Genomic DNA, 25,156 nt, shown 5'->3' on the forward strand with positions numbered 1-25,156 from the left:
CGTGTCTTTCAAAAAGCCAAGTGTATTCAAAGTGTCTGTTTTCAACCACGGTGAAGAAACCCCTTCAAAATCCGTACTCTACCCCTTCCGGCAACGCTTCCACGGCCACTCTCATCCATTTGCCTTTTATTTTAATCACCACAATATCACGGTCCTTATCGTAAAAAATAGTGCCGTCCCCGCCATTTTTGAGCTCTTTGTAATTCACATACCTGGCTTCTTTTTCAGCGTTTTGCTCATCGTCGCCTTTGGGTTTTGTATCAGAAATATCGTCCTTCCCGATCGAACCTAAGGTCAATGCATTGGTGAGTTTCAATGATCCGTAAAACAATGCTTTGTCCCTTCCGAACATAAACGAATGCCCGCGAACGTCCGAACCGATTTTAAACCAGTTATAGGCTGTCTCATCGTGGTTGTAAACTGTTGAATAGTAATACAATTCCGCAACTGGCCGCTCCATTTCAATATGTTTGTTGACCAGCATGGTAATGCGCGACTGATCGTCTTTGGCATAACCTTCAAAAACATGGTAACCCCAGCGCTTTTTGTTCCGCTCCTCCGCGTTACCCCGCACCTGTATCATGTAGGGCGTAGACAAAATGCCATTGACAGTCGTATACATGGGCGTTTGGGAAGGTTTAAACCCAAAGCTGTAACCGCGCTCTTTCCAGCGAAACCAGGTCGTATCAATGTCCGAGTGCAGCTCGATCCGCTTTTGATCGGAAGTTTCGCTGCCCTTAACGAGGCTATAATAGCTATCCCGAACAAAAGATGTATCGCGCGCCTGCTGGGCAAGCGCCGCATTCGAGATCATGAAAAGAAGCAAAAGTGGAAAAACTTGCATGGAGCTTTCAAAGTCAAGTGGACGATCACGCATAATTTACAAACGTTTGTCGGGATTGGTATTCGAAAAGTTTGCAAAAAACTGCATTCCGCTTCCCGTGAATCCCCGAAAGATCATTCTCTTCTGCTCTGAAATCAGTGTTGCATCAAGCCCCCGACCTCTTCATTTCTCTCAGACAAAAAAATTTTCGAAAAACATTTGCGCAACCAATCAATTGCATATATATTTGCAACCAATCAGTAGCAAATAGAAAATCAAAAGAGATGAGAAGGGACGTTTTTCAGGCCATTGCCGACCCGACACGCAGGGCCATATTGTCATTGATCGCATTGCAGGCGATGACGCCCAATGCGTTGGCGGAACATTTCGACACGAGCAGGCAGGCGGTTTCAAAGCATATCAAAATATTGACAGAATGCCAGCTTGTGAACCAGGAGCAACAGGGAAGGGAAATTTATTATCACTTTAATCCACAGAAAATGAAAGAAGTAGCCGACTGGCTGGCGCCATTCCAAAAAATGTGGGAAGACCGCTTCGACCGTTTAGACAACATATTAGACCACTTAAAAACACAGCAACATGCCAAGTAAAAACGCAACCAAAATCACGGCCGAACAAGGCAAGCAGGAGTTTTTCATCGAACGCGAATTTGACGCGCCACGCGATCTCGTGTTCCGCGCTATCAGCGAACCGGAGTTTCTGGTCCAATGGATGGGACCCAATGACATGGACATGCGCATAGATAAACTGGACAACCGTTCGGGCGGATCGTACCGTTTTGTTCACTCACTTTGTAACGGCGGGGGCGAGTTTGGTTTTAATGGCGCAATCCACGAAGTGGCTGCTCCTGAAAGAATGATCAGAACGTTTGAGTTCGAAGGACTGCCTGAGCGCGGACACGTTTCGCTGGAATTCCTGACGCTGATCGAATTGCCCGAAAACAGGACTAGGATACACATTCAATCCGTTTTTAAATCCGTGGAAGACCGCGACGGTTTATTGCAATCGGGCATGGAAGGCGGATTGAATGAAGGATATCAAAAACTAGACGAATTACTAGCCCAAAGCATCGTAAACAAGTAAACTTCAAATCAAATGATCAAACCAATTTATCCCTGCCTTTGGTACGACGGAAATGCCAAGGAAGCCGCCGATTACTATTGCTCCATTTTCAAAAGCTCCAAAATCCTGTCAGAAAATCCGATGGTAGTCATTTTTGAAGTGAACGGTTTCAAATTCATGGGCCTGAACGGTGGCCCGCATTATCAATTCTCTCCCGCTACTTCGTTTGTGGTAGAATGCGACACACAAGAAGAAATCGATTATTACTGGGAAAAACTGGGAGAAGGCGGCAAGTACAATCGATGCGGCTGGCTCGACGACAGGTTTGGGATGTCGTGGCAAATTGTGCCTACTGTTTTGTCCAAACTGATGTCCGATCCCGAAAAAGCGCCGAGGGTGATCGAGGCGTTTATGCAAATGAGTAAGTTTGATATTGCGGCATTGGAGAACGCTTAGCCAAACCCGATTGCAAACATTTCTAAAATAGTCCAAAGGGTTTTTAGAAGCCAGACTGTGAACCAGCACTGGCTTTTTTGTATCGTTACTCAATGCAAAACCACACTTTGGGTCTCGACTTTTAGCCCGTAAGCCTGCCAACTACACCCAAAATACGATTTAGTGTGACCGCTTTTCAACGGAGGTTTCTAGTTTGCCCAAAGCCTATTAAGAGAAATCTCCCACCAACCTATCGGGATACTTGTAATGATATCGGCTTGATGTAACTTGCGCAATACATTTAGCCGTTTTCAACATGCTCAGATACGCTCTAGCCACCCTGTTTTCTTTCTCTTTTCTTTTTGCCGAGGCCCAGTTAATTACCGACTCCCTCCTGATCGAAAACCATTACCGCGTTTTCGTCTACGACAAATCCGTTAAAGTCAAACCAGGTGCCAGTCTTGTGTTTGTGATGCACGGCTCGGGCGGTGAACCCATGGGTTTTGCGCCACGTGCAGCTAAGCTGCAGGCCAGGGCTGAGACGGAAAACCTGGTTTTGGTCTACCCGGCTGGCTATAAAAGATATTGGAATGAATGCCGCAAAGCTTCTACCGCGGCGGCAAATACGGAAAATCTGAATGAGGAAACGTTTTTCTCGGGTATGATCGATTTCTTTTCCAACAAATACAAGATCAACAAAGCACACGTTTTCGCGACTGGCTTTTCGGGCGGCGGACATATGTCGTACAAGCTGGCGTTGACCATGCCTGGGAAAATCAAGGCGATTTCCGCTATCGTGGCGAATCTGCCAACCGAGGAAAACATGGATTGCACACCCATGAACGTTCCGCTGCCGGTGATGATCACCAACGGTACTGCCGACGAAACCAATCCTTACAACGGCGGTGAAGTGAAAACCGCAGGTGTAACGCTGGGCACCGTACGTGCCACCGATCAGTCGTTTCAATATTGGGCGAAGCTCGACGGCTACAGCGGCTTGCCTGTTAAATCCATGATGCCCGACGGAGATAAAAACAACAATGTTACCGTTGAGAAATACACATACCAGAAAAAAGGAAAACCCGAGGTAACGCTGCTCAAAGTCATCAACGGCAAACACGAATTTTTGACCGATTTCGATATTTTTGAAGAAACCTGGGCATTTTTCAAAAGGCAAATGCAGAACTGAGCCTGCCTGCTGCTACCCTGATTTAACCATTATTCAAAAATCTCCGACAAGTCCCACCGCAAGTCTTTCAGCGAGATCACCCATGCGATTCCACAAAATGCCAGCGCGTCGAAGGCGCTGGAGACTTCGTTACCCCGGGACGAGAATGGCTCGGCGATTGCCCGGGGCAAATGAAGCATCAACACCCATAGCAATAACATGATGCTGAGCAATCCGGCAACTGCCCCGCGCCGGATCCGCAAAATAATCGCCGTGCCTGAACTTACCAGCAAGGCTCCGCTGGCATAAGTCCAGAAAAGATGGTCGGGAAAAGCTGCGGGCACCATATTCTGTACAAAGTCCGCATACATCAAATGCATCAGGCCAAAACTGATCATTGTCGTGCAAAAGAACAGGTGTCCGAAAGGGACCAGCTTTTCCAATGCGCTTATTAAAACAGGTCTATTGGGATTGGATACAGCATTTTGGAACGAACCCGCCATCACAAACGCACCACCGGCCAGAGCAAGTTCTTTAAGTGCATCCGTCCACAGAGCTAAATGCAGGCTGCTGTTCACTTCCCCGAACATTTCAAAAGGTACGTGCACAAACAAAAAGGAAGCCAGGAATATACCCCCCAAAACCAGTGACACTTCTTTTCCTTTTTTATCAATGATTACCGCAATCCCTGCCGCAATGAGCCCGACCCCGGCCAGACAGGCCACCACATTTAACAATGGCAAGCGGACCTGCCAGGCAGGTAACTGAACGTTCCTAAAATTACCGTAAATCAACTGTTGAATTCCATAAGCAATCATGGCTGCGCCGTAAAATATCCGGCCCGATCTGGCTGTTGTTTTCATTAAGTTCGGGGTTAATTTCGCTTCTAAAGGTTTGATGGTTAACGGGAGCAAGTTATGTGGGCAACCACCGATATTCACCAACAAAAACCATTCAATACCCCTGCAAAAGCCAAACAAAATAGGAACGCTAACCTTTCCAGCCATATGACCGAACAAGGAATCGTCAAGGCAAGCCTGGGCGAAATTTTCAGAAAGAATGGCTATACAGACCTTAACCGCCTGACGCAACGGGATTTTGATCACATAAGCCACCAAATCGAGTCTGAAACGGGGATCTTGATCAGCGCCATGACCATCAAAAGGCTTTTGGGAGGAAATTTCAGCCGACTGCCGCAAGTGGCAACGCTGGATGCGATTTCAAAATACCTTGGCCATAAAAGCTGGCAGGAGTATCAATCCGCAATGCGGCAAGCGGAAACGGGCAAACCGGAGCTTAACCAAAAATCCTCACCTAAAACACTTCCTTATCGGTTCATGGCCATTCCTGTCCTGGTGATCGCCATCGCCGCGGTCGGGGCATTTATTCGATTCAACAAAACAACAACCGGCCGGAATTTCGACAAGGCGACATTCTCTATGCGGAAGACCACAGCGAACGACATACCCAATACGGTTATTTTCAATTACAATGTAGACGACGTCGAGGCCGATAGTTTCTTTATCCAGCAATCGTGGGATAGCAGCAAAAAGGTCAGGGTTTTCAAGCACAAATACACGCTGACCGACATCTATTTTGAACCGGGTTACCATATCGCAAAACTCATTGCAAACGATTCGGTGATCCGCGCAGTTGACGTCAGCATTCCCACCAACGGCTGGTTTTTATTCTCAAAAAACGATATGACCAGCAAACCGGATTACATCAAGACCAGTGACCTCGTTGCCAATGGCGCGTTCAGGGTAACGGAGAAATCGGTACGGGACAATCGTATTGACGTTGAAAAGGAGAAACAATACGTCTATACCTTTTTCCCCGGCTCCGTACAGGTCAGCAGCGACAACTATCTCCTCAAAACGAAAGTACGGGTAAATGAAGTGAAGCGAAACTCCTGCCCGTACATTGCGCTGGAGGTTTTTACACAAAAGTACCCGATGTTTTTTACGAGCACGCCGACAGGCTGCGCCAGCGAAGGCATGCTGCAATTCGGCGAGCAATATATCAGCGGGAAAGACAAGGACCTGGCTTCGCTGGGAGCGGATGTAACCCAGTGGACCGACTTCGAATTACTGGTCAGGAATAAGGCTGTAAAAATCCGTATCAACGGTCGCGAAGCCTTTGCAACTTCTTTCGGGAATACCTCGAAATTCGTGACCGGTCTGGGTTTTATTTCCAATGGCCTCTGTGAAATTGATTTCGTTGAGTTGAGCGGACTGGACGGAAAGGTGGTTTATAAAAATGACTTTGGCAGCAACGGATCAATCGCTGTCCCATGAAACAAAAAAGGGCTGCTCTTTACAGAAACAGCCCTTTAATCGTTGAGAATGTGCTATTTACCGCCGTCCCACCACATTTTCGTCATGAAATGGTCACCGCCCATACGGTTGATGGCAGCACTGTAGTTCACCGGATTGGATGCGATTTCGTTTTCCCAATATTTGAGTCTTCTTGGGATCGCATTGGCTTCGTAGCGGTTCGGGTCCTGCGTGGGGGTCAGTACCGGATAATTGGTCCTCCGCCAGTTCGCCCAGGATTCGAGATCGTTCAGATAAGTCGCTGCCCAATACTCTTCTCCGATCAGACGAAGCTTGTCTTCGGTCGTGGCAGCAGCAAAGCCCCTGCCTGCGATGTAGGCGGTCGTAGTCGCTGCCGGTACCGCAAAACTTGCGTCAAATGCAGTCCAGGAGTTGATTGCCGCAGTAACGCCAGCCGTAAAATGTGCTGCCGCATCGCCGGTGATCCAGCCTTTCAGGACAGCTTCTGCCTCCATCAATTCCACTTCAGCATAGGTTTGCAGAATGTAGGGATCGGCCCAGTCCAGGTATTTCAGGTTCAGCATGGAATAAATCTTATTTCCGCTGGCGTCAAAGCCCGGAATTTCAGCGGCAGTAAGCAACGGACGGATGGTCGCGGAGGTATACCCGTTTGGAAGGCCTTTCTGCGCAGACGGGGTAACGTTCCAGGTTGCAGGCACATCCGGATCGCCCGTTCCGCCCGAAACGATCATCAGGCGAGGGTCGTTGTTGGTCACCATCCAGTTCAGGAAAGTGCGGCTGATCTTGCAGTCCCTCGAATACTTGTTACTGTTCCAGTAGCCGTCGTTCAAGCCGTTCCTGTTCACGCCCTGGGGACCATCTGCATAATGAATATAGGCATTGTCGGCATTGGATGTAAAAGCACCGCTCGTGTAAGCTTCGGTAAAAACAGCCTGTGCCGTGGCAGGATCCACGTTGCTCATCCGTAATGCAATCCGCATCAGCAAGGAGTTTGCAAACTTTTTCCACTGCGCCACATCACCGTTGTAAAGAAAATCCTGCACACCCAACGATTTCGCCGAAGTGCTCATTTCGTCCCTTGCAGCTTTGATATCGGCAATCATGGCAGTATATACATCTTTCTGGTTTTCGTAGGCCGGAAACCAGTTTTCTTCTCCCAAAAGCCCTTTTCCGGCAGTGGTATAAGGGATATCGCCATAAATATCCGTCATGCGGTGCAGGTCAAATGCATTCATGATCTTCGAAGCGGCGTGCAGGTTTGCGAGTTCCGCATCCCCCTCGGTGGTGGTGATCACCTGCGAATAAAGCTTCACCACATTGGTATAATGCGTTTCCATATAGGCACCACTATAGGCCGCACTGTAATAATATTTATCACCGCTGAAATAGCCCGCCAGAGAAGCAGTGTGCTGGATCATCGGCGCGGCATATAGCATCGGGGCCCGGGTATTCTCATACTCCGCCCCGATCCTGAGCGTGGCGTAAGAAAACAGGTAGGACATATCAATATCTGAAACAGCATTCTTGTTGACATTCAACTCTTCCAGATCGCTTTCGCTGCACGAGCTGAACGCCAGGGCGAAAGCTGTCAGAAGACCGGCAAATTTACTTTTATGTAATATTTTCATTTTCAAGTTTTTAATGTTGGCAAAAAGTGGGTTAGAAGCTAACAGCGAGGTTAAAACCTAAACTCCTTGTGATCGGCATAGCGAAATATTCCAAGCCTTGGGTCGCACCGCTGGCAGCATAACCCGACTCCGGATCTACGTTAGGTGTTTTGGACCAGAGCAACGCCAGGTTCCTTGCAACCAGCGACAGCGACACTGCTTCAAACGGGGTCTTAGCCAATACTTTCGACGGGATCGAATACCCGAAAGAAAATTCCCTCAGTTTGATATAAGAAGCATCGTAAACAATGTTGGAAGTGATCTGCGCGTACCTCGCATAATAGTTATCGATACGATAGTTTGCTGCATTGGTAGGGTCTGCCGGGATTGTCCAGGTTTTCGCCTCGCCGGTTGTGGTAACCCCTGATACCGTCAGACTTCCCGCATCTCTTGCAGCGACTGTTTCCTTTTGGTAACCATTGGCATAAGCCACGTAGTTGGTACCCGACATCATGTGACCACCAAAGCGCGCGTCAATCAGGAAGCTCAAACGGAAACCTTTGTAGGTAAAGTTGTTGTTCAGACCTGCCGAAACCGGATGGCGGCCCTGGGCTATCGTTTCAAAACCTGCCGTAGCCACCGGATAACCGTCGGCATCATATACTTTTTGTCCATTGATCTCCTGCTGTTTGTAACCGGTGATCATACCCGCCGGCTGGCCCACAACGTGACGGATCATATCTCTCTGCAGACGTGACTGTTCGAGGTTGATCGAGGTAATCGGGTTACCGCCTGCGTCAACACCCAGGCTTACCACCTTGCTTTTGTTTTTGGAATAATTGAGGGAAACGTCCCATTTAAAACCATTTATCTGGACTGGCGTACCCGTCAGCAATAACTCGACACCGCGGTTTTGAAGCTCGCCGATGTTAATCGTAGTAGAGCTGTAACCCGAGGTAGAGGAGATACCGGTGGAAAGGATATCATTGGTCGTCTTTCTGTCGTAATAGGCGAAATCGACTCCCAAACGGTTTTTGAGGAAACGCAGATCCGCGCCGATTTCAGTTTCAGTGGAAACGAACGGCTGTAACTCCGAATTCGGGATCGACGAGTTGTTGATCTGCGCAAGGCTGCCGCCATTGTGGCCCGATCCTACCAGACCATACGTCAGATTGAGCGCATAAGGGCTGGGCGCACCACCCCCTACCTGTGCCCATGAAGCGCGGATCTTGGTCATCGTAATCGCAGTGGGCATGGTTATCACGTCGCTCAGCAGAAGGCTTAAACTGGCCGAGGGATAAAACAACACATTGTGGTCGGGAGAAAGCGTCGAGAACTGGTCGCGGCGGCCCGTCAGGTTCAAAAACAGGAAATCCTTGTACCCAATGTTCGCAGACCCGAAAACAGAATTGATGCCCAGCTCGGAAAGTTCTGACGTGACAGAAGATGAAGACACGTTGGTAAGGCTATGAAAATAAGGCACGACCAAATTATTACCGCCGGCACCCAGGTTCTGATAATATTGTCGCATGCGGTTGCCGCCGATGAGGGCGTCAACAGAAATGTCTTTGAATGTTTTGTTAAAACCAATAAACAAATCCGCATTGTCCTCCCGGTTGGTACGCTTGGATTGATTGTAGCTTCCGCGCATGATGTAGGCGGTGCCGTATGGCTCGTAGCTGTCGTCGATCCGGTTTTGATAATCGGTTCCCAGTCTTGCCTGAACATACAACCAGTCGGTGAGGTTGTATTTGACTGAAATATTGCCAAGAATCCGGTCGGTAACGTCCTTGCGATAGAACTGGTAAGCTGCCCAGTACGGGTTTTGCAGGTAAACGCTCTGGGTATATTGCAGCTCGCTTCCGTCTTCGCGCGCGCCCAGCTTGTCGGTTGTGCCTTTCAGTACCGAGTAGGGCAGGTTGCCCGGTTTTGTCATCACGCTGTAATTCGCATTTCCGGGCGAATCCGACAGCCGCGGGCGGTTGTGGCCTTCCTGCTTTGAGTATTGTCCGGTAAGCGCAAAAGTGAGTTTTTTCAGCTTGCTGTTGACATTGATGTTGGCAGCCCTTCTCTTGAAACCGGCATTCGGCATGATGTCCTTGTTGTTCAGGTCTGAGAACGAGAAACGGTACGTACCTGTCTCATTGCCGCCGCTCAAAGCCACAGAGTTGTTGCTTGTTGTAGCTGTTCTGTAAAAATCGTTGAGGCCTTCGCCGGTATAGCTGTATGGTGCCATGGATCCATCGAAAAGCGGGGACTGGGCGCCATCATATTTTGCGCCCCACGCGTTCGTTCCGGCTTCCATTACCTCTTTGGCTGTGTTGCCGCGTTTGCCATCGGTGCCTGGCCCGTATACGTGCTGGAAGTCGGTACGGTCCATGGCGCGGTCGAAGGTCGTGTTGGAGTTCAGCGAGATGCCTATTCCTTTGCGTGCCTTGCCCGATTTGGTTGTGATCATGATCACCCCGTTGGCAGCACGGGCGCCATAAAGCGCGGCAGCGGAGTTACCTTTCAAAACAGAAAGGCTCTCTATATCATCCGGGTTGATCGACGAAAGACCGTCCCCTGAATCGTTTCCGCCCCACATACCCGCCGAGCCCATATTACCCGTTTCGATAGGGATACCATTGATCACGTACAAAGGCTGGTCGTTACCGGTAAGGGACGATCCTCCGCGGATCACCACGCGGGTAGAACCGCCCGCACCAGTCGACGGCATTGATACATTCACACCGGCAATTTTACCCGACAGTGCATTGCCGAGGTTGGCCGTGCGGGAATCGGTGAAACGGTCACCCGATATCTGCGATACCGAATAACCAAGTGCCTTTTTCTCTTTTTCCATACCGAACGAGGTCACAACCACTTCCTGGAGTTCGGCAGTGTTTTCGACCAGTCTGATATTCAGTTCGGACTGGCTTCCCACAGTCACTTCTTGCGCCAGGAAGCCGATAAAAGAGAACACAATCGTCGTTTCGTTTGTAACAGTCAATGAAAACTTTCCATTTACATCGGAGATCGTCCCCGAACGCGTCTGTTTGTTCTGGATGTTCACGCCAGGAAGCGGCGAGCCGTCGGTCGCATTGGTTACCGTTCCGGAGATCTGCCTGGATTGCGCATACAATTCGGCAACGGTCATACATGCGAAACCCAGCATCATGAGGGTTTTCAGAAACCTGGAACGAACCGGTCTGTAATTGTTTTGGTCATGCATTGAATTGGGACTGTTCATCATTAGGTTAAAATTAAATTGGTATTTGAACTTAGTAAGGGCACAACAATTACATAACCTCACGCGATATACGTCGCCCAATCAGGCGCCGTAAGGGTGGAGGCTTTAAGGAAATAGTTACCGGCCGGTAATTTTTGTTAGGAGACAGGCAAAACGATTTACTGTTTCATCTTGTGAATGAAAAAAATGTAACTGAACAGCACCTGATCGATAAATTACAGCTGGCGCAGCCCAGGTTGATTGTACATACTTACATGTTGATACGGTAAATGTAATAACAAATCCTACCCATACAAATCGATTAAATAGGAATTTTCTTACATTTCAAGCTGCATAATAGTTTTTATACAAAATATTATATTTTATTTTAGATTAATAGTAAAATAAAATATGCTTGCTAATATTGTATAAATTTCACTCAGGAAGGGAAAAATAAAAATATTCCATTAACGCCTGGCGCGCAGCTGTTTTTGATAAACCTTTGCGTAACGTTTTCCCAGCTCACGGGCCGAGGGACTATCAAAATGGGTTTGATCGCCTTTTTCTTTTAAACCGGAGGAATTCACGACAGCCGTATTGCCTACATGCTCCGGCAGTTGCGTAATGGCTTGATTGATGGTCCTGACGTCAGGATGACCGGCTTCATAAAATTCTGCAATAGTACCTGCAACGAATGGGAGCGATTTCATTTTCAGGTCTTTCCGGAAGCACCTCACCAATAACTCAAGTTTTTCGGCATAGAGAGGCGCATGCAGAGAATCGCTGTCCGATTCGCCCTGCTGCCAGAGAATGCCTTTCAGTTCGCCGCTTTTCATAGCGACTTTTGTCCTGCGTATGGCATCGTCGTAGGGATGGCTTTGGGTTGGTTCGTAGTATTTTCCGGGCTCCCACACTTCGATTGGCGAGCCTCCCACTGCGCATGGTATCAGCCCGATCACGATCTGGGTATCCATTTCTGCCATTGCTTTCCCGAATGCAAAACCGGGGCCCACGCCTATCACGGCGGGTTTATCAAAATGCAACGGCTCCGAGGCAAGTTGCCAGGTATTTTCTTTGGTCAAAACCCAAACTCTGGGATGCTTTGTGCTGTCTTCTTCCTCTACCTTGCCGCGCCCGGCCATATTGGACTGGCCTGCCAGGAGGTATAAATGGAATTGCTTTCTGGCGACGGTTGGCTGGGCATATGCAGCCTGGAAAATCAATGCTAAAAATACAAATCCAGATAAGAGCCTCATGGTTAGTTCATTGGGTTAATGAACTGCAAATGTAAGGAACCGGGGTAGAATCATCTCCCCGGCACCTGAATTTTGGATGGAACAATGATTACTTACCAAACATGGTCCAGCGCAAAGCGCAGAAGGCTGTTCTTTCCGGTCAGGTTCAGCTTTCTTGAGATGTTCATCCGGTGGTTAAAAACCGTTTTTTCGCTGATAAAAAGCGTGTCCGCAATTTCACGGCTGGTTTTGTATTCCGATATCATTTTAATGATCAGGGTCTCGGTTGGGGTCAGCAAGTCTTTCAGTTCCTGCCTGGGCTGGCGATTGGCTACCTGGGTTTTTCTGAGCAGGTAAGACGATATTTCAGGGCTCAGATAGGAATCCCCGTTTTTGACTTTGTAAATGGCGTGGACAATGTCGGTAGCGGCGTTTTCTTTCAGCACATAACCCATCACGCCGATTTCCAGCGACTTGATGAAAGGAGCCTTTTCTTTGTGCATCGTGAGCATAATAATCGGCTGATCGCCTTTGATACCCAGTATTTTCTCCGCAGCTTCCAAACCTGTCATCAGCGGCATATCGATATCGAGCACCACCACATCCACGTTGTACAACTGGAAGTGCTGCAGTGCCTCCCTGCCGTTTTTGGCGCCTGACACTACTTTCAGGCCCTCATCGGTTTCGATCACCTCGGCAAGGCCTTTCAGGAAAATGGGATGGTCGTCGGCAATGAGCACTCTGATGGGGTCCATTAGTAATTGATTTTGATGCGTATCACTGTTCCATTCGGGCTGTTTTCCATGATTTCCAGTGTGCCGTCCATGATACTCACACGCTCCCGGATCCCCACAAGACCGAAACCGCCCGACAACGGTGCCTCAGCAGGTATCCCGATACCGTTATCTTCAATCGAAATAACAATCAGGGCTGGACGAACATGGATCGTGACCCAGGATTCCGTTGCCTGGGCGTGTTTGACAATATTGTTGAGGCATTCCTGCACGATCCGAAAAACGTTCATCTCATTGGACTTGGAAAGCAGGTTGTCCAGGTTATGGATATCCGGATGCACCTTCACCAGCCCGGATTCGCTGATGTCTTCCAGAAGGCTGCTGATAGATTGGGTAAGGCCCAGCAATTCGAGGTGCAGCGGCCTGAGGTTGTAGGATATGTCGCGGACTTCCTGGATGGTCTCCCCCACCATGGCTTCAAGGTCCAGGATCTGTTGCTCCGTTGCCTGCGCAATGTTCCTTTTCAGAAGCAATATCTTGTTTTTGACCATGCCCAGGCTTTGCCCGATGCTGTCGTGCAATTCCGAAGCCACCCTCTTCCTCTCAGCCTCCTGGGATTCGATCAGCTGGCCCGAGAAAATGTTCGCCTGCCGCAAGGCAAGCGCCTGACTTGCCATCTTTTCTTTTTTGAAAATGTTCAGCTTATTGGCCAACGCAAACGATAAAATGATCGCCTCCGACGCGGACCCCACCTGAATGGAAATATCCGTAAACCAGTTATCGGGCAAAACGGCATTGTCCTTCAGGATATAAATCGTTAACCCGCCAAAGAACGCCCCGAAACCTAAAAGGTAAAACCGCGCCGGCCGAAAACCGTTGGACAGGGCCGTGAAACCCGCTTTCACCAGAAAATAGATAAAAAAAAGGCATAGCACCCAGTTGATAATAAAACTGGTCAGCAAAAAACCGGCTACGGAAATCGCAAAGCTAAGCAATGCAAGTACGATGATCAGCCGACTTAGCGTTCGCTGTCCCGGGCAATTCTTTTCGATATCCAGAAAATCATTCGTAAACAATACGCCGAACGCCAGGGCAAATGCGCCGGAATAGCTGGAATGATTGGCTATGGGGAAATCCGGAATGACGAATTGCAACAGATAACCCCTGATATAGGCCACGTTACAGGCAAAAGAGAAAACGTAAAAGACATAAAACAGGTAGGTCCGTTCCCGGATCGAGACATATACGAACAAATTATAAATCAACAGCGCCACCAGCAATCCGAAGTAAAACCCGTTCGCCACGTCGGCGGCCTGGCTATCTTCAAAAATAAACTGCATGCCCGCAATCTTCATCGGGATCCGTAACACCGAATTGCTCCTTACCCTAAGGTAATATTCGGAGGTATCCCCTACCGCCGGATCCAGCGGAAGCACCATTTGCCGGGACAAAACGTACCGTCTGTGAAACGGCCTGTCCGACCCCAGCGAATGATGGATAAACTTCCCTTCCCCTATTTTTTTATACAGGTCGACCTCCTTCATGAAAGGCGCGTCCACATACAGGAACCACTCCTTTTGAACTTCGTTTTTAACCGAAAATTTGATCCAGACGCTGAAATTAACCGGCCCGAGATTAAGAGGCTCCTGCTGTACTTGCTTAAAATCCGCATTACGTTTCAAGACATCCGAAAGCGACATATTGCTACCTTCATCCTTCAGGACGAACAATCGGCCCGTCAGCGGATATGTAGCATCCGCATCATGGATCACGATCGGCCCGGAAGCGGCCCCCTCTGCCTGCCCTGACCATACCAGCAAGAAAGATAAGCCCGACAACAGGATAAGCCTCAGACACGTATACATACCGGCGTTAAAAAGCTTTGGTTACTTTTCCTAAGGATTTTCACATCAAATATACTCGGGATAAGTGTGATAGTTTTCCGGGCGGCTGCCCAGTACTTCATTTACGCAAGCTTCACAAAGCGAAAGCGGGTCGTAGTTTTTAAACTCCCGGCTGAGGTTAACGACATTCGTCTTATAAAGTCTGTCCGAGATGACTCTTTCGACACTCTCCCTGATCTGGGCCGGTTTAGGAAACTCGGTTTTCAGGTCAAGCCCCAGTTTAAAATAGCCAACCCTTGCATTGATCTCGTTTTTGCCTTCGTGGACACCTGCGACTACCAGGGGCAACTGGTTTTCGATACCTAACATCACCCCGCCGTAACCTCCGTTTGTCACATATACATCGCAGTGCGGCATGATATCAGCGAATGGGATAAAATCACGGATCACCAAATTGCCCTGCGGAAAACGGGCCTGCAGTTCTGCTGTTTTAGATCCCCCCGTCGTTGCCACAACAAGATACTGGCTGTCTTTGAAAGCTTCCAATGTTGGCACGATGATTTTTTCAGGGTCTTTTTCCATTGTACCCTGCGTGACCAGAACCACCTTTGAATAGCTTTCCAGTTTCTGGCCAAAATCAACCACATGTTTCTTCGTGCCGGAATACGGCAGCAATGCACCGATAAAGCGAATGTTCTTGCTGAGATCGCTCCTTTCATACTCAAACCCAGGCGTGCCGCTTTGAAGCAGCAAGTCCGACTTTTGCCCGCATACGTCGAAAAGGTTCCCCTTTGCAGGCCTGATCCCCTCTTTCCTGAATTGCTCATTCATCAGCGCCGAAGACTCCTTAAAAATAACCTGGTCGGCTATGAACCGAAGGACATCCTGCTTTTTCCGGCCCATAAATGATTTGGAAGGCAGCAATCCCAGCCCCGCAGGCGGCAAGTCCCGGGAGTTCTCCGTAAGAGGAAAAACACCGATTGAAATCACCTTTTTATTCAGCTTCTCTTTCACAAACGGGATTCCCGTGAAAGCGATATCACTGATCATCAGGTCAAAATCCCAGGATTCATTGATTTTTTTGATATCCTGGTAAAATTCGGGCGCACGGAGGATAAAATACTGCCTGAGGTCAAACTTGAGGCGGCTTACCTGCCCCTTCAGTTTCAGCCTTTCGGGAAAGATCTCATTTACATTGTGCTGGTTGTAATCGACCGCCTTCTCGAAAGGATAAAACGGAATATGGAGCCGCGCGAGCTTTTCTTTGTAAGCATTGGCGGTGTACCACCTTACGTCGTGCCCCTGTGCTTTCAAATGCATGGCAATGCCGGTAAGTGGATTAAAATGTCCGTCGAACGGAATGTTGGCAATCAGGATTTTTTTCATGGCTAATCATATTGGGATAAGTAATTTGATTTAACTCGACAAAATTATCCTCAGTCCGAAGCACAAAAAATAGGTAGTACTGCTCATATGAGTGAGCGGTATTGCCGGCCATGGTGCCGATGCTACTTTTCTCTTTATTTCTGATACTATCTTTCACAAAGTGGCTTGAATTGAAAATTTGTATTAGTTTACAGTAACAATCATAACCCGCTCCATGAAAGCTGTTGAATTCCATCTGCCTCAGGATGTTGACAAATCCTTTATTGTTTTCCGCGAAAAGGGCGACTTCTTTCCCGCTCCCTGGCATTATCATGCTCACTATGAGTTTGTTCTGGTCAACAAAAGCACCGGCAAACGCATGGTGGGTGATCATATCGGCTATTTTGAAGAGGATGATCTCGTTTTCATGGGTTCTTTACTTCCCCATGTCTGGGTGAATGATCCTATCTATCTGGAAAGGCGGGCCGAGGAGCAGGCCGACGCTCTGGTGATCCATTTCACCGATGATTTCCTCGGGGAGGATTTTATGAATATTCCGGAAATCGAAAATTTCAGAAAAGTATTAAAGCTGGCGGAAAGGGGCCTTGCATTACGTGGCGAAACCCGTGATAAAATCAATGAGCTGATGCGCAAAATGCCGGCTATGAACGGACTGCAACGCCTGTCGCATTTGTTCCTGATCTTCGATATTATGTCCAGTACGACAGAATACGACCTTTTGGCCAGTCCCCGCTTTGTTCAGAACTTCCATTACGACTCGTCGGACCGGTTTAAAAAGATCACCGGCTACATCATGCAGAACTTCGATAAGGATATTAGTCTGGCAGAAATTGCTTCGGTTGGCAATATGGGCGTGACTGCATTTTGTAACTTTTTCAAGGAACAGTTCCGGGTCACATTCGTGGAATACCTCACCACAGTCCGCATCGGGCATGCTTGCAAGCTGCTCTCTGAAAACGATCGCAACGTTGTGGAAGTGGCTTATGAATGCGGGTTCAACAACCTGGCGAATTTCAACCGCCAATTCAAGAAACTGAAAAGCATGACGCCAAGCGACTACCGGAAAACATTAATTATCCGGTAATAACTTGGCTTATTTGAATCGGAATTAATGAAATATAGTATTAGTCCTGCGCAGTACCAACCGCACCTGCCAAGGAAAGTAGTTTCTCACGGATGATTTCTTCCGCACCTGGCACCATACAACTGTACCTGCAGCGCCAGGTTTCGTAGCCGCCTTTTGCGATTTCGGAAGCAGGCGGAACGTATCCTGCATTTCCATTGGCCATGCTGATGGTGAAATAATGTTTCGCGGGAGCATGCGCTTTCAGGTAAAGCCCCGTTTCGGAAAAGAACTCTCCCGCCAGCGCACCAATCACGCCATCTCCGATACGAATCGCCTGCACCGGGCATTCCCGTAACGACGGCATCTCATTCAATAGGATCTGCTCTCTGGCGTAAATCTGGCGCAGGCCATCCTGAGTGGGTTCGATGGTTTCATAACTCGCGGTTGCAACCAGCAGAGCGGCACGGGCAAGTTCTTCCTCGGTTGGTTTGACAATGTCAATTGCAACATGGTCCAGCGCCGCTCCCAATACCGGCTCACTGTCCCATGGCAGTCCTGCTATCGCAATATCCTGAAACACCTTATCCGCCAGATCCGACCCGATCAGTTTGCTCTTTTCAAAATGTGCCTTCGGATACCGTTCGCTATCGAGGAAGTCCCAGATATTGACGTCCCCGCTGGTTCCATTGCTCATCATCGCGACGAAATCGCTGCCAGCCTGCAATTTCTCGGCCAGTTCCGCGCAAAACACGCCGAAGTAATCCGCGGATATCGTCCCGTTTTCCCAATCGCCGACATAATGCAAGGAATAATTTGCTAACAACCCGATCCAGCTGTCATCCATACCTTTAACAGCCAGATACCCTAATCCGGGGTCGGTTTCCGCTACACTTCTTATAATAAATTCCTCTGCCCCAAAAGGATTGGTTTTCACAAGATCCGCTTCTCCTGTCACCGGATTGAAGGGCGCATATCCTTCGGTCATGGCATATCTGCGGCAGAGCAAATGTTCCGGTGCGTCGACCGATCCAAAGGCAATCTGCGCTGGTTTCAGATTCTCCAATGCCCGTCTGACAGACTCCACGATCAAACCGGGCAGCTTTTTGGCATAAGCCGGGTCCAGGCTTCCCAAATGTACGTCTGCCACCGAACCCGCCGCATGGGTATGCGTACTGGAAATAAGAATATGCGATGCCGGAATGCCGAAAAGCGTATGAATTTCCGACTTGATCGGATCCAGAAAGTCTTTCGGCATCACGCAAATATCCACGACCACCATTACGATAACAGTATTCCCCAGCCTGAAAACCAGCGCTTTGGAATATAAATCATCATGAATGTAAGTCGCATAATGTGTGATAAAGTCCCCATTGATCCGCGTCCCCAGTGGAGGTGTGGTTTTGATACGGGCGGACCCTGCGAAAAGTTGTGGCATTTTTAGAAGGCTTTTGACTGTTTGCAACTAGCTTTTTCAAAACGATAATGATGAAAGATGCCCATTCAATGACGCGGGCCGATAGCACCGCATCGGGCAACTACCGCCATGCTTTCCTTAAAAAACGGATCCAGTTCTGGCTGAAAATGTTGTCGATATCTTGTTCGGTATAACCTCTTTTGCTGAGGATCCCTTCGTATTTCTGTAAATCGGCGATGGAATTCATGTCCCAAGGTGATTGCTCCGTACCGAATATGCCGTCAAGATCGCTGCCAATGGCCACGTGATGGCTGTTCCCGGCAATCTGACAAATGTGGTCCCAGTGATCCACAAGATGTTCCAGTTTGATATCCAGCTGCCAGGGATCCGAAACCATATCGATAAATCGTATATCCATCGCCCAGCAATCCAGCATCCCGCCAATTACCGCACCCCGCCCGATCAGTTTTTTAATCTGGTCGTCAGCCAATTGGCGCTGGTTTGGCACTATCTTTCTTACATTGTGATGACTCGACCAGATGGGCCCGTCGTAAAAGTCCAGAACCTGATCAAAACCCTCGTCCGTCAGATGCGTCGTATCCAGGATCATATGCAGTCTCGACATTTCGCGCATCAGATCAAACCCCAAAGGCGTCACCGGTCCCTGTGTTTTCGTCCCCGGCGCATATCTTCCCGGCCCGAAATGCGAGAGGCCGATCGCCCGTAAACCATAGTCGTAAGCACGCTGCAAATACGATACATCAACCAGGGAATCAGCGCCTTCCAGGCTTAAAATATATCCAATTGGCTTTTTTTCACTGGCAACAGATGCGTCGTCCCAAAGCGCCAGATGCGCATCCAGTCCGTCCAGGTCCCTGATCTGTACCATTTCCCCCGAAGCTTCCATTTCGCTGTACCAGGCCAGCTGCGCCTGCGTCATTGCCCAGGCCTGCTGAGGGGAATTCCAGCCTGACAAGGCACTGCCGAAAGGTGCAAAACGGGCCAGTTGCGTAGCCACAACGATTCCGACGTTTCCTTTGCGGAGTTCCGGCAGGCAAACCGTCCCCTTGCCACGGTCGTTTTTATCAGACATATGCATTTCCCGCTGACGGATCTCATCCAATGGGCGCGTCAGATCGCGGTTCCATTCGATTGCATTCATGGAAAGGTCCAGGTGCGCGTCAAAAATGAGTCGGTTCATGCTGATAATTAAAAGGATACTTATCTATCAATTCTTTCACTTCAAAGCTGAATTTTGTCAATAATTCGTGCCACTTTCCGGCTTCGCCGTCCTCATATTGGTAAAACCCTTTTCCGGTTTCCATACCCAGTTCGTTTTGCTGGATCATTTTCCGGAAAAAGTCTGGAACATACTGGTCCTTCGAAAGCTCGGGGTTCAGGTCTTTCATCACCATCCCATAAGCATAGGTACCCATCAGGTCCATATACCGCAGATTTCCGGCAAAAGGCAGATAATAACCGGCATCATTGCGGCAAGCGCGGTCGATGTCCTCAACGGTAGCGTAACCGTTTCTGACCAGGTAAAAAGCCTCGCGGATCAGCGCTCCCACCAGGCGCATACGCACGCCGGTATTCCCGTGTATGACGTAGGGATCTTTATTCCAGAAGTCGATGGCTGCTCTGCAGATACGCTCAACATAAGCGGGGTTTGTCACTTCATTGGCAATGATTTCCAGGAAGGAGGTCGTATCCGCCGGCTCCGTCCAGTTTGCGCCAAGGATACGGTCGGGATAGCGGGCACCTTCCTGCAAAAGGTTAAGCCCGATGGTTTCTGTGTTAACCGCAATAATTGTATCCCTTCCTAAAATGTTTTCCAGCCGTTTTATAGCATTCTTCTTAAAATCAAGATTCTCAGCCGTAACAATGATCGCCAGGTGGCAGGGCTTGTCATCCACAAATTCCAGCCCGGTATCCGTTGTCAAAGGATATCCTGCATTGCGCATGCAGGAGGCAATACTGAGGGTTAACCTGCCATCTCCTGTCAGCAAAACAGGTTCTTTTTCTTGTCCCCTTTCTTTCATTGGATTGATTTGGGTAACTCCTTGTTTGTCAGATTTGTTTAAATACTTTCGCGGCCGTGGTGATGGCGATTTCAATATCTTCGTCGGTGTGAACGGCACTGATGTACCACAATCCGCGACCGATGATCCGGACGCCTTCATCGTGCATCCCGGCAATGAACTTTCCGAGCTTTGCTTTGTCGGCGAGCAATGTGTCACGATAGTCGCCGGTCTTTTCAAGCCCGGTAAAACTCATCGCGAACATAGGCCCCGGCCCTTCCACGAGCAAGGCATGACCGGTTTCTGCAGCAGCTTTTCTTAGCCCATCCATCAGTTTTTTCCCTAATCTGAACATACGCTCATGCGGTTGCTCTTTTTCCAAAACAGTAATTGTCGCTAATGCGGCGGCCACCGTAGGGTTACCTGCATTCATTGTCCCGGCGTGGATCACTTTGGCTTGTTCGATCAACTGCATCCACTCATATTTCCCCACGATCGCGCTGATGGCGTACCCGCTCGCAATGGCTTTGGCGAAAATGGACAAGTCGGGCGTTACGTCGAAATAAGTTTGCGCCCCGCCCAGCGAAATCCGGAAACCGGTTATCACTTCGTCAAAGATCAATGCAATGCCATATCCGGTACAGATTTCCCTCAACCCTTCCAGAAATCCCGGGTTAGGTTCAATGCACCCGTTATTGCACATGATGGGCTCGGTAATCATGGCCGCTATCTCAGAAGATCGTTCCGCAACTGTCTGACGGACCAATTCCAGGTCATTCCAGGGTAAAATGATAAAATCATTTTCTACGCCTTCGGGCAGCCCCTGTGTCCATGGAAAAACATTCGGGTTTTCGCGGCTGCCCAGCGCTTCCGGCGACGGAGCCGAAATACCCCAGCATACATTGTCCATCCAGCCATGGTAATGTCCTTCAAAACGCAGGAACTTATTCTTCCCTGTCTTCGCCCTCGCTACCCGAAAGGCGGTTTGCACCGCTTCGGAGCCATCGAGACAAAAGCGCATCATTTCCGCGGAAGGAATAAGTTCGTTCAGCTTCTCCGCCAGCTCAATTTCACGGATATGCTGCCCGGCAAAAAGCTGGCCCTGTTCCGAGTATCCGGCAATGGCTTTCAGCACTTCCGGATGTGAGTGACCGAGGATCAGCGGCCCCTGGCTCAATGTAAAATCCAGGTACTCATTACCATCCACATCGTATATCCTGCTCCCTTTTCCGTGCGTGTAAAACAAGGCGTGAGGATGGTTGTATTTTCTGAATTCGGACGAAACCCCGCTGGCAAGGACCTTTTTTGACCTTTCGAGGAGTTCTGCCGATTTGGTATAAGTTTTCATGGGGGCTTGTTAGCTGTTAGCGGCAGGGTTTTGGCTTTTTAGGGCTATCTGCCTTTCAATTGTTGTTTTACCTTGTCTTCTGAATAATTGGCGGCAAGGCGATGGATTTCCTGGTTGAATTTGGTAAAAGCTTCGTCCCATTGCCTCCCTTCCTGACCTTCGTAAGCATATAGCCCTCTGTTATTGTGGATGCCGCGTGCGCCGTCTGCTACCATTTTCTGCATCACTTCCGGTACAGTCGTTGCATTGCTCAATTGAGGAAAAAGATGGGTCAACACGGTACTGTAGTCTCCAAGGCCCATGTAATCCATTCTCCTGAAAACACCCATCAGGGTCATCCATGAACCTGCGTCGTAACGGAACGCCTTGTCCAGGTCCTCCCGGGAGGCATTTCCGATTTCGATCTGGTGAAATATCTCTCTGTAAACGGCATACATCAGCCGGTTGGTGATAAAACCGCGGATGTCCTTTTTAAGCAATGTCGGTTCTTTGCCCCAGAGCTGCGCAAGTGCGACAATGCGGTCGGCATATTCCCCGGCAGTCTGTTCCCCGCAGGTGATTTCCAGAAAGCGGGTCATAAATGCCGGTTCGGCCCAATGGATGCCCAGAAAACGTTCGGGTTTGTCAACATACTTTTGCAGTTCGCTGATCGGAATGGCGGAAGTGTTGCTCCCAATGATACACTGCGGACTTACTACTGAAGTAATTTTTTCGTACACTTCCGACTTGATCCCGGCCTTTTCGATCACGCATTCAATTACCGCACTGCATGGCGAAAGAATACTGTAACATTCTGATATACTGAGTAAATCGTCGTATTTCTCTATCGATTCAATTAATCCTGCATCCAGACATTGGCTAAGCTGGCCGAGTATGCGTTCGTGCGCGCCAATGGCATCTGCGGGAATGGGCGCTATGGCTTTCACCGGATGCCCCGATATCAGGAGCGCAGCGACAATGCTGCTGCCCATCAATCCCAAACCCACCACGCCAACCGGGATTTCCGCTACGTTAGACTGTTCATTCATAGGAGGCGTGCTCAGGCGGGCAGTTTGACGATACAGTCTATTTCCACTTTGATGTTTTCTGCCAAAACGGATTGTACGGTGGTTCGGGCAGGCTTTATCCCGGGGAAGTAGGTGGTATACACTGCATTATATCTGTCGAAGTCGTTGATATCAGCCAAATGCGCCGTGCATTTCACCACGTTTTCCATGGAGGCCCCGGCAGCTTTGACGATTGCCGCAATATTATCCAGTGTGCGCGCCGTTTCTTCCTCGATCGTCCCCAGAACAAACCGGGAAGTCTTGAAATCAACGGCTGCCTGACCGCTCACAAACAAAAAACCATCCACTACGATGCCGTCGGAATAAGCTCCCGTAGCGAAGTTGGGGTCTCGGTCAGGATGAATTACTTTTCTCATAAAAACAAAATATTATTTTAAGAAACTCCTACTTTACAAAAGTACATATCACCGAGTCTCGGGTTCTCCTACTTTTGTGTGGATTACTGATACTATTTTTTACCCGTATTTTCAGGCATTCAGACCGCCATCCATGAGAATATTCTCCCCATTGATGTAAGCCCCTGCATCAGAGGAAAGTAACACCACCAGGCCCTTGATATCGTCCTGATTGGCCATGCGCCGGAGCGGCACTTTTTTGCAGTAATTGTTGAGAAAAGCCTGGGGCTGGTTGTTGAAAAGCCCGCCCGGACTGATGCAGTTGAAACGGATATTTTTCCCCGCATTCATCTGCGCCATATAGCGGTTCAGATTGATCAGCCCCGCATTGTGAAAGAAATAATCAGGCGGCAGGTCGCCCATATTTTCGGTACCATCATAATTGGACAGGTCCGGACCGAACATGCCCATCATGGATGCGATATTGATCACGCTTCCGCCCCCGCTTTGCACGATAAGGTCCGTCATTTCGCGCAGCAGGTCCACCATTCCGGTCGCATTGACCTGCATCGATTCCTCAAACTGGCTCAATGGCGCGTTGTAACCTTTCATCGGCCTGGACACTGCGTTGTTGACAAACCCGTGAAGCGCGCCAAACTTTTCGGAAATTTCGGCACGCGCATTCATAACAGATCCATGGTCCCCCTGGTCCAGCTGCATGGCATGCACATCCAGACCTTTTTCCTTGAAAAAAGCGGCATTAGTTTCCGCGGAAGCCAGACTTCGAGAAGAAGTGATCACGGTAGCATCCGCTTCCGCAAGTCCCTCAACAATGCATTTTCCATAATTCCCGGAACCACCTGTTACGAGAATGACCTTATTTTTTAAACTGAGCAGATCTTTGACGTTCATGGAAAGCGATTTTAAAAATGGATTAAAGGCTAAGGGTCAAAAGGTTAAGAAAAAAGAAAAAAGAAAAAAAGCCGAAGGTAGTAGGTTGGACGTAGTCTCCGGACTACGTCATCTGAGTCTGTCGGTCTCCAGACCGATTACACGATACAATCAGGTAATTGCACTTCCACATCATACCATGCCGCTGTCGGTCGCAAGGCTAAGGTCAACCCTTTTAACCTTTCACCCTTTTTCAATCTCTGTCCAAAAACACAACCTCTCCTGCCTTTTCCCTGCTTTCCTTCGCCCCGATCATGATCCGCATCATCCTTTCGGTTTTCTCAAATGCCAGCCTTGGTTTCCCCTCCTGCACCGACCTGATAAATTCAATGATGCTGTCCCGGAACGAGGAATAGGAATTACGGATATCGATCAGTTTCCAGCCGGTTTGACCAAAAAGTGAGATCTGGAATGTGCCGGTAATGTGATTGAACAAATGCAGGGTAACTTCCACGCCGCTTTCCAGGCGGAGGTGGATGATCTCTCTGTTCAATTCGCCGATGTGCCTTACCGACACGGCTTTAGGATCATCGAGTATTCCGAATACCCCTTCCAGCAAGTGTACACCATATTTTTTCCAGTCCTTCTTGCCGACGGCCGTTACCAACTCGATCTGCCCGAACGATTTGAGCTCCTGGCGCGCAATGCGGCATTCATTGGCATACCTCATGGACGAACAGGACATGATGAATTTCCCCGCTGCATTTTGTTCCGAAAACCAGTTCAGGTCCTCCGCGGAATAGGCCAGCGGCTTATCAATAAAAATAGGGACACCGGCTTCAATAAAAGGCATTGCCATTTCCTTGTGGTGATCGGGATCGTCCCGCGCCAGCATGACGGCGTCCACTTCACCGATCATATCTTCCAGGTCGTCTACCACAGTCGAAATCCCTGCGGCTCTGGCTATGCTTTCCGAGATTTCCTTTTCCTGAGCCCATACGTGGGTAACCTTCGCAGCAGGTAAGCCCAACGTATCGCGATTGGCTTCCAGATAGGCGGTCACCGCAGGGTAGCCGATCCTGGCAATTTCTTCCCCATCAAAAAAACCATTGATAATGGCTGACCAGGAGTAAGGGTGGGCATTGCCCGGGCTCATGCCGATGATTCCGATTTTTAGCATTATTGGGTTTT

22 protein-coding genes are annotated in these 25,156 nt (G+C 49.0%); 6 read left to right on the forward strand and 16 right to left on the reverse strand.

Going from position 1 to position 25,156, the window contains the following annotated elements; all coding sequences use genetic code 11:
• Nucleotides 1-64: 64 nt before the first annotated feature.
• Nucleotides 65-877 (reverse strand): hypothetical protein, encoded by an 813-nt coding sequence (locus tag AC1XUF_RS07875; RefSeq protein ID WP_483341133.1) that lies wholly within the window; start codon nt 875-877, stop codon nt 65-67.
• A 230-nt stretch (nt 878-1,107) separates the two neighbouring features.
• On the opposite strand from AC1XUF_RS07875, the gene AC1XUF_RS07880 reads away from it, so the two are divergent.
• The 4 genes from AC1XUF_RS07880 to AC1XUF_RS07895 all read left to right on the forward strand — a co-directional run bounded on the left by AC1XUF_RS07880 (nt 1,108) and on the right by AC1XUF_RS07895 (nt 3,530).
• Nucleotides 1,108-1,434 carry an ArsR/SmtB family transcription factor gene (locus tag AC1XUF_RS07880; RefSeq protein ID WP_483341134.1) on the forward strand — a complete coding sequence of 109 codons (327 nt, stop codon included), beginning with the start codon at nt 1,108-1,110 and terminating at the stop codon, nt 1,432-1,434.
• Entirely contained in the window at nt 1,424-1,927 is a 504-nt protein-coding gene (locus AC1XUF_RS07885) for an SRPBCC domain-containing protein (protein WP_483341135.1), read from the forward strand. The genes AC1XUF_RS07880 and AC1XUF_RS07885 overlap by 11 nt, the downstream gene beginning before the upstream one ends.
• A 12-nt stretch (nt 1,928-1,939) precedes the next feature.
• Nucleotides 1,940-2,362: a VOC family protein gene (locus AC1XUF_RS07890; protein ID WP_483341136.1), complete on the forward strand. Its 423-nt coding sequence runs from the start codon at nt 1,940-1,942 to the stop codon at nt 2,360-2,362.
• 295 nt (nt 2,363-2,657) lie between these two features.
• Complete coding sequence (locus tag AC1XUF_RS07895) at nt 2,658-3,530, forward strand: CE1 family esterase (RefSeq protein WP_483341137.1); 873 nt, start codon at nt 2,658-2,660, stop codon at nt 3,528-3,530.
• Between the two features lie 29 nt (nt 3,531-3,559).
• Here the strand turns inward: AC1XUF_RS07895 and AC1XUF_RS07900 are convergent, their stop codons facing one another.
• Nucleotides 3,560-4,372: a DoxX family protein gene (locus AC1XUF_RS07900; protein WP_483341138.1), complete on the reverse strand. Its 813-nt coding sequence runs from the start codon at nt 4,370-4,372 to the stop codon at nt 3,560-3,562.
• Between the two features lie 144 nt (nt 4,373-4,516).
• Between AC1XUF_RS07900 and AC1XUF_RS07905 the strand changes: the two genes are divergently transcribed.
• Nucleotides 4,517-5,806: a hypothetical protein gene (locus AC1XUF_RS07905; protein WP_483341139.1), complete on the forward strand. Its 1,290-nt coding sequence runs from the start codon at nt 4,517-4,519 to the stop codon at nt 5,804-5,806.
• 53 nt (nt 5,807-5,859) lie between these two features.
• Here the strand turns inward: AC1XUF_RS07905 and AC1XUF_RS07910 are convergent, their stop codons facing one another.
• The 6 genes from AC1XUF_RS07910 to AC1XUF_RS07935 form a co-directional block, all read right to left on the reverse strand.
• Nucleotides 5,860-7,434 carry a SusD/RagB family nutrient-binding outer membrane lipoprotein gene (locus AC1XUF_RS07910; RefSeq protein ID WP_483341140.1) on the reverse strand — a complete coding sequence of 525 codons (1,575 nt, stop codon included), beginning with the start codon at nt 7,432-7,434 and terminating at the stop codon, nt 5,860-5,862.
• A gap of 31 nt (nt 7,435-7,465) precedes the next feature.
• Nucleotides 7,466-10,627, reverse strand: coding sequence for a SusC/RagA family TonB-linked outer membrane protein (locus AC1XUF_RS07915; protein WP_483341141.1), 3,162 nt, complete (start codon nt 10,625-10,627; stop codon nt 7,466-7,468).
• Nucleotides 10,628-11,091: 464 nt separating this feature from the next.
• Nucleotides 11,092-11,880, reverse strand: coding sequence for a sialate O-acetylesterase (locus AC1XUF_RS07920; protein ID WP_483341142.1), 789 nt, complete (start codon nt 11,878-11,880; stop codon nt 11,092-11,094).
• A gap of 92 nt (nt 11,881-11,972) precedes the next feature.
• On the reverse strand, nt 11,973-12,614 hold the full coding sequence (locus AC1XUF_RS07925) for a response regulator transcription factor (RefSeq protein ID WP_483341143.1): 642 nt from the start codon (nt 12,612-12,614) through the stop codon (nt 11,973-11,975).
• Nucleotides 12,614-14,458: a sensor histidine kinase gene (locus AC1XUF_RS07930; protein ID WP_483341144.1), complete on the reverse strand. Its 1,845-nt coding sequence runs from the start codon at nt 14,456-14,458 to the stop codon at nt 12,614-12,616. The genes AC1XUF_RS07925 and AC1XUF_RS07930 overlap by 1 nt, the downstream gene beginning before the upstream one ends.
• A gap of 45 nt (nt 14,459-14,503) precedes the next feature.
• Nucleotides 14,504-15,823, reverse strand: coding sequence for a nucleotide disphospho-sugar-binding domain-containing protein (locus AC1XUF_RS07935; RefSeq protein ID WP_483341145.1), 1,320 nt, complete (start codon nt 15,821-15,823; stop codon nt 14,504-14,506).
• Between the two features lie 214 nt (nt 15,824-16,037).
• Here AC1XUF_RS07935 and AC1XUF_RS07940 point away from each other — a divergent pair, with 214 nt between their 5' ends.
• Nucleotides 16,038-16,907, forward strand: a complete 870-nt coding sequence (locus AC1XUF_RS07940) for an AraC family transcriptional regulator (RefSeq protein WP_483341146.1) — start codon at nt 16,038-16,040, stop codon at nt 16,905-16,907.
• 40 nt (nt 16,908-16,947) lie between these two features.
• Here AC1XUF_RS07940 and AC1XUF_RS07945 read toward each other — a convergent pair whose 3' ends face one another.
• From AC1XUF_RS07945 to AC1XUF_RS07980, 8 genes are all read right to left on the reverse strand, one after another.
• Nucleotides 16,948-18,324 (reverse strand): hypothetical protein, encoded by a 1,377-nt coding sequence (locus AC1XUF_RS07945; RefSeq protein ID WP_483341290.1) that lies wholly within the window; start codon nt 18,322-18,324, stop codon nt 16,948-16,950.
• A gap of 100 nt (nt 18,325-18,424) precedes the next feature.
• Nucleotides 18,425-19,504 carry a dipeptidase gene (locus tag AC1XUF_RS07950; protein WP_483341147.1) on the reverse strand — a complete coding sequence of 360 codons (1,080 nt, stop codon included), beginning with the start codon at nt 19,502-19,504 and terminating at the stop codon, nt 18,425-18,427.
• Nucleotides 19,485-20,345 (reverse strand): 3-hydroxyacyl-CoA dehydrogenase family protein, encoded by an 861-nt coding sequence (locus AC1XUF_RS07955; RefSeq protein ID WP_483341148.1) that lies wholly within the window; start codon nt 20,343-20,345, stop codon nt 19,485-19,487. The genes AC1XUF_RS07950 and AC1XUF_RS07955 overlap by 20 nt, the downstream gene beginning before the upstream one ends.
• Before the next feature lie 28 nt (nt 20,346-20,373).
• On the reverse strand, nt 20,374-21,672 hold the full coding sequence (locus AC1XUF_RS07960) for an aspartate aminotransferase family protein (protein WP_483341149.1): 1,299 nt from the start codon (nt 21,670-21,672) through the stop codon (nt 20,374-20,376).
• A gap of 44 nt (nt 21,673-21,716) precedes the next feature.
• The gene (locus tag AC1XUF_RS07965) at nt 21,717-22,700 is read right to left on the reverse strand and encodes a 3-hydroxyacyl-CoA dehydrogenase family protein (RefSeq protein WP_483341150.1); all 984 of its coding nucleotides are present in this window, start codon (nt 22,698-22,700) and stop codon (nt 21,717-21,719) included.
• Between the two features lie 11 nt (nt 22,701-22,711).
• Nucleotides 22,712-23,095 carry a RidA family protein gene (locus tag AC1XUF_RS07970; RefSeq protein WP_483341151.1) on the reverse strand — a complete coding sequence of 128 codons (384 nt, stop codon included), beginning with the start codon at nt 23,093-23,095 and terminating at the stop codon, nt 22,712-22,714.
• Between the two features lie 111 nt (nt 23,096-23,206).
• The gene (locus AC1XUF_RS07975; RefSeq protein WP_483341152.1) at nt 23,207-23,986 is read right to left on the reverse strand and encodes an SDR family oxidoreductase; all 780 of its coding nucleotides are present in this window, start codon (nt 23,984-23,986) and stop codon (nt 23,207-23,209) included.
• A gap of 232 nt (nt 23,987-24,218) precedes the next feature.
• Complete coding sequence (locus tag AC1XUF_RS07980; protein WP_483341153.1) at nt 24,219-25,145, reverse strand: Gfo/Idh/MocA family protein; 927 nt, start codon at nt 25,143-25,145, stop codon at nt 24,219-24,221.
• Nucleotides 25,146-25,156: the final 11 nt, after the last annotated feature.

Source organism: Dyadobacter sp. HNCC25DJ185, from assembly GCF_056895195.1.

Coding starts and splice junctions, on each gene's coding strand:
- AC1XUF_RS07925 (WP_483341143.1), bottom strand. CDS start 12,614: ATGGACCCCATCAGAGTGCTCATTGCCGACGACCATCCCATTTTCCTG.
- AC1XUF_RS07895 (WP_483341137.1), top strand. CDS start 2,658: ATGCTCAGATACGCTCTAGCCACCCTGTTTTCTTTCTCTTTTCTTTTT.
- AC1XUF_RS07970 (WP_483341151.1), bottom strand. CDS start 23,095: ATGAGAAAAGTAATTCATCCTGACCGAGACCCCAACTTCGCTACGGGA.
- AC1XUF_RS07960 (WP_483341149.1), bottom strand. CDS start 21,672: ATGAAAACTTATACCAAATCGGCAGAACTCCTCGAAAGGTCAAAAAAG.
- AC1XUF_RS07945 (WP_483341290.1), bottom strand. CDS start 18,324: ATGCCACAACTTTTCGCAGGGTCCGCCCGTATCAAAACCACACCTCCA.
- AC1XUF_RS07915 (WP_483341141.1), bottom strand. CDS start 10,627: ATGCATGACCAAAACAATTACAGACCGGTTCGTTCCAGGTTTCTGAAA.
- AC1XUF_RS07910 (WP_483341140.1), bottom strand. CDS start 7,434: ATGAAAATATTACATAAAAGTAAATTTGCCGGTCTTCTGACAGCTTTC.
- AC1XUF_RS07955 (WP_483341148.1), bottom strand. CDS start 20,345: ATGAAAGAAAGGGGACAAGAAAAAGAACCTGTTTTGCTGACAGGAGAT.
- AC1XUF_RS07980 (WP_483341153.1), bottom strand. CDS start 25,145: ATGCTAAAAATCGGAATCATCGGCATGAGCCCGGGCAATGCCCACCCT.
- AC1XUF_RS07940 (WP_483341146.1), top strand. CDS start 16,038: ATGAAAGCTGTTGAATTCCATCTGCCTCAGGATGTTGACAAATCCTTT.
- AC1XUF_RS07905 (WP_483341139.1), top strand. CDS start 4,517: ATGACCGAACAAGGAATCGTCAAGGCAAGCCTGGGCGAAATTTTCAGA.
- AC1XUF_RS07875 (WP_483341133.1), bottom strand. CDS start 877: ATGCGTGATCGTCCACTTGACTTTGAAAGCTCCATGCAAGTTTTTCCA.
- AC1XUF_RS07930 (WP_483341144.1), bottom strand. CDS start 14,458: ATGTATACGTGTCTGAGGCTTATCCTGTTGTCGGGCTTATCTTTCTTG.
- AC1XUF_RS07935 (WP_483341145.1), bottom strand. CDS start 15,823: ATGAAAAAAATCCTGATTGCCAACATTCCGTTCGACGGACATTTTAAT.
- AC1XUF_RS07965 (WP_483341150.1), bottom strand. CDS start 22,700: ATGAATGAACAGTCTAACGTAGCGGAAATCCCGGTTGGCGTGGTGGGT.
- AC1XUF_RS07885 (WP_483341135.1), top strand. CDS start 1,424: ATGCCAAGTAAAAACGCAACCAAAATCACGGCCGAACAAGGCAAGCAG.
- AC1XUF_RS07890 (WP_483341136.1), top strand. CDS start 1,940: ATGATCAAACCAATTTATCCCTGCCTTTGGTACGACGGAAATGCCAAG.
- AC1XUF_RS07880 (WP_483341134.1), top strand. CDS start 1,108: ATGAGAAGGGACGTTTTTCAGGCCATTGCCGACCCGACACGCAGGGCC.
- AC1XUF_RS07975 (WP_483341152.1), bottom strand. CDS start 23,986: ATGAACGTCAAAGATCTGCTCAGTTTAAAAAATAAGGTCATTCTCGTA.
- AC1XUF_RS07900 (WP_483341138.1), bottom strand. CDS start 4,372: ATGAAAACAACAGCCAGATCGGGCCGGATATTTTACGGCGCAGCCATG.
- AC1XUF_RS07920 (WP_483341142.1), bottom strand. CDS start 11,880: ATGAGGCTCTTATCTGGATTTGTATTTTTAGCATTGATTTTCCAGGCT.
- AC1XUF_RS07950 (WP_483341147.1), bottom strand. CDS start 19,504: ATGAACCGACTCATTTTTGACGCGCACCTGGACCTTTCCATGAATGCA.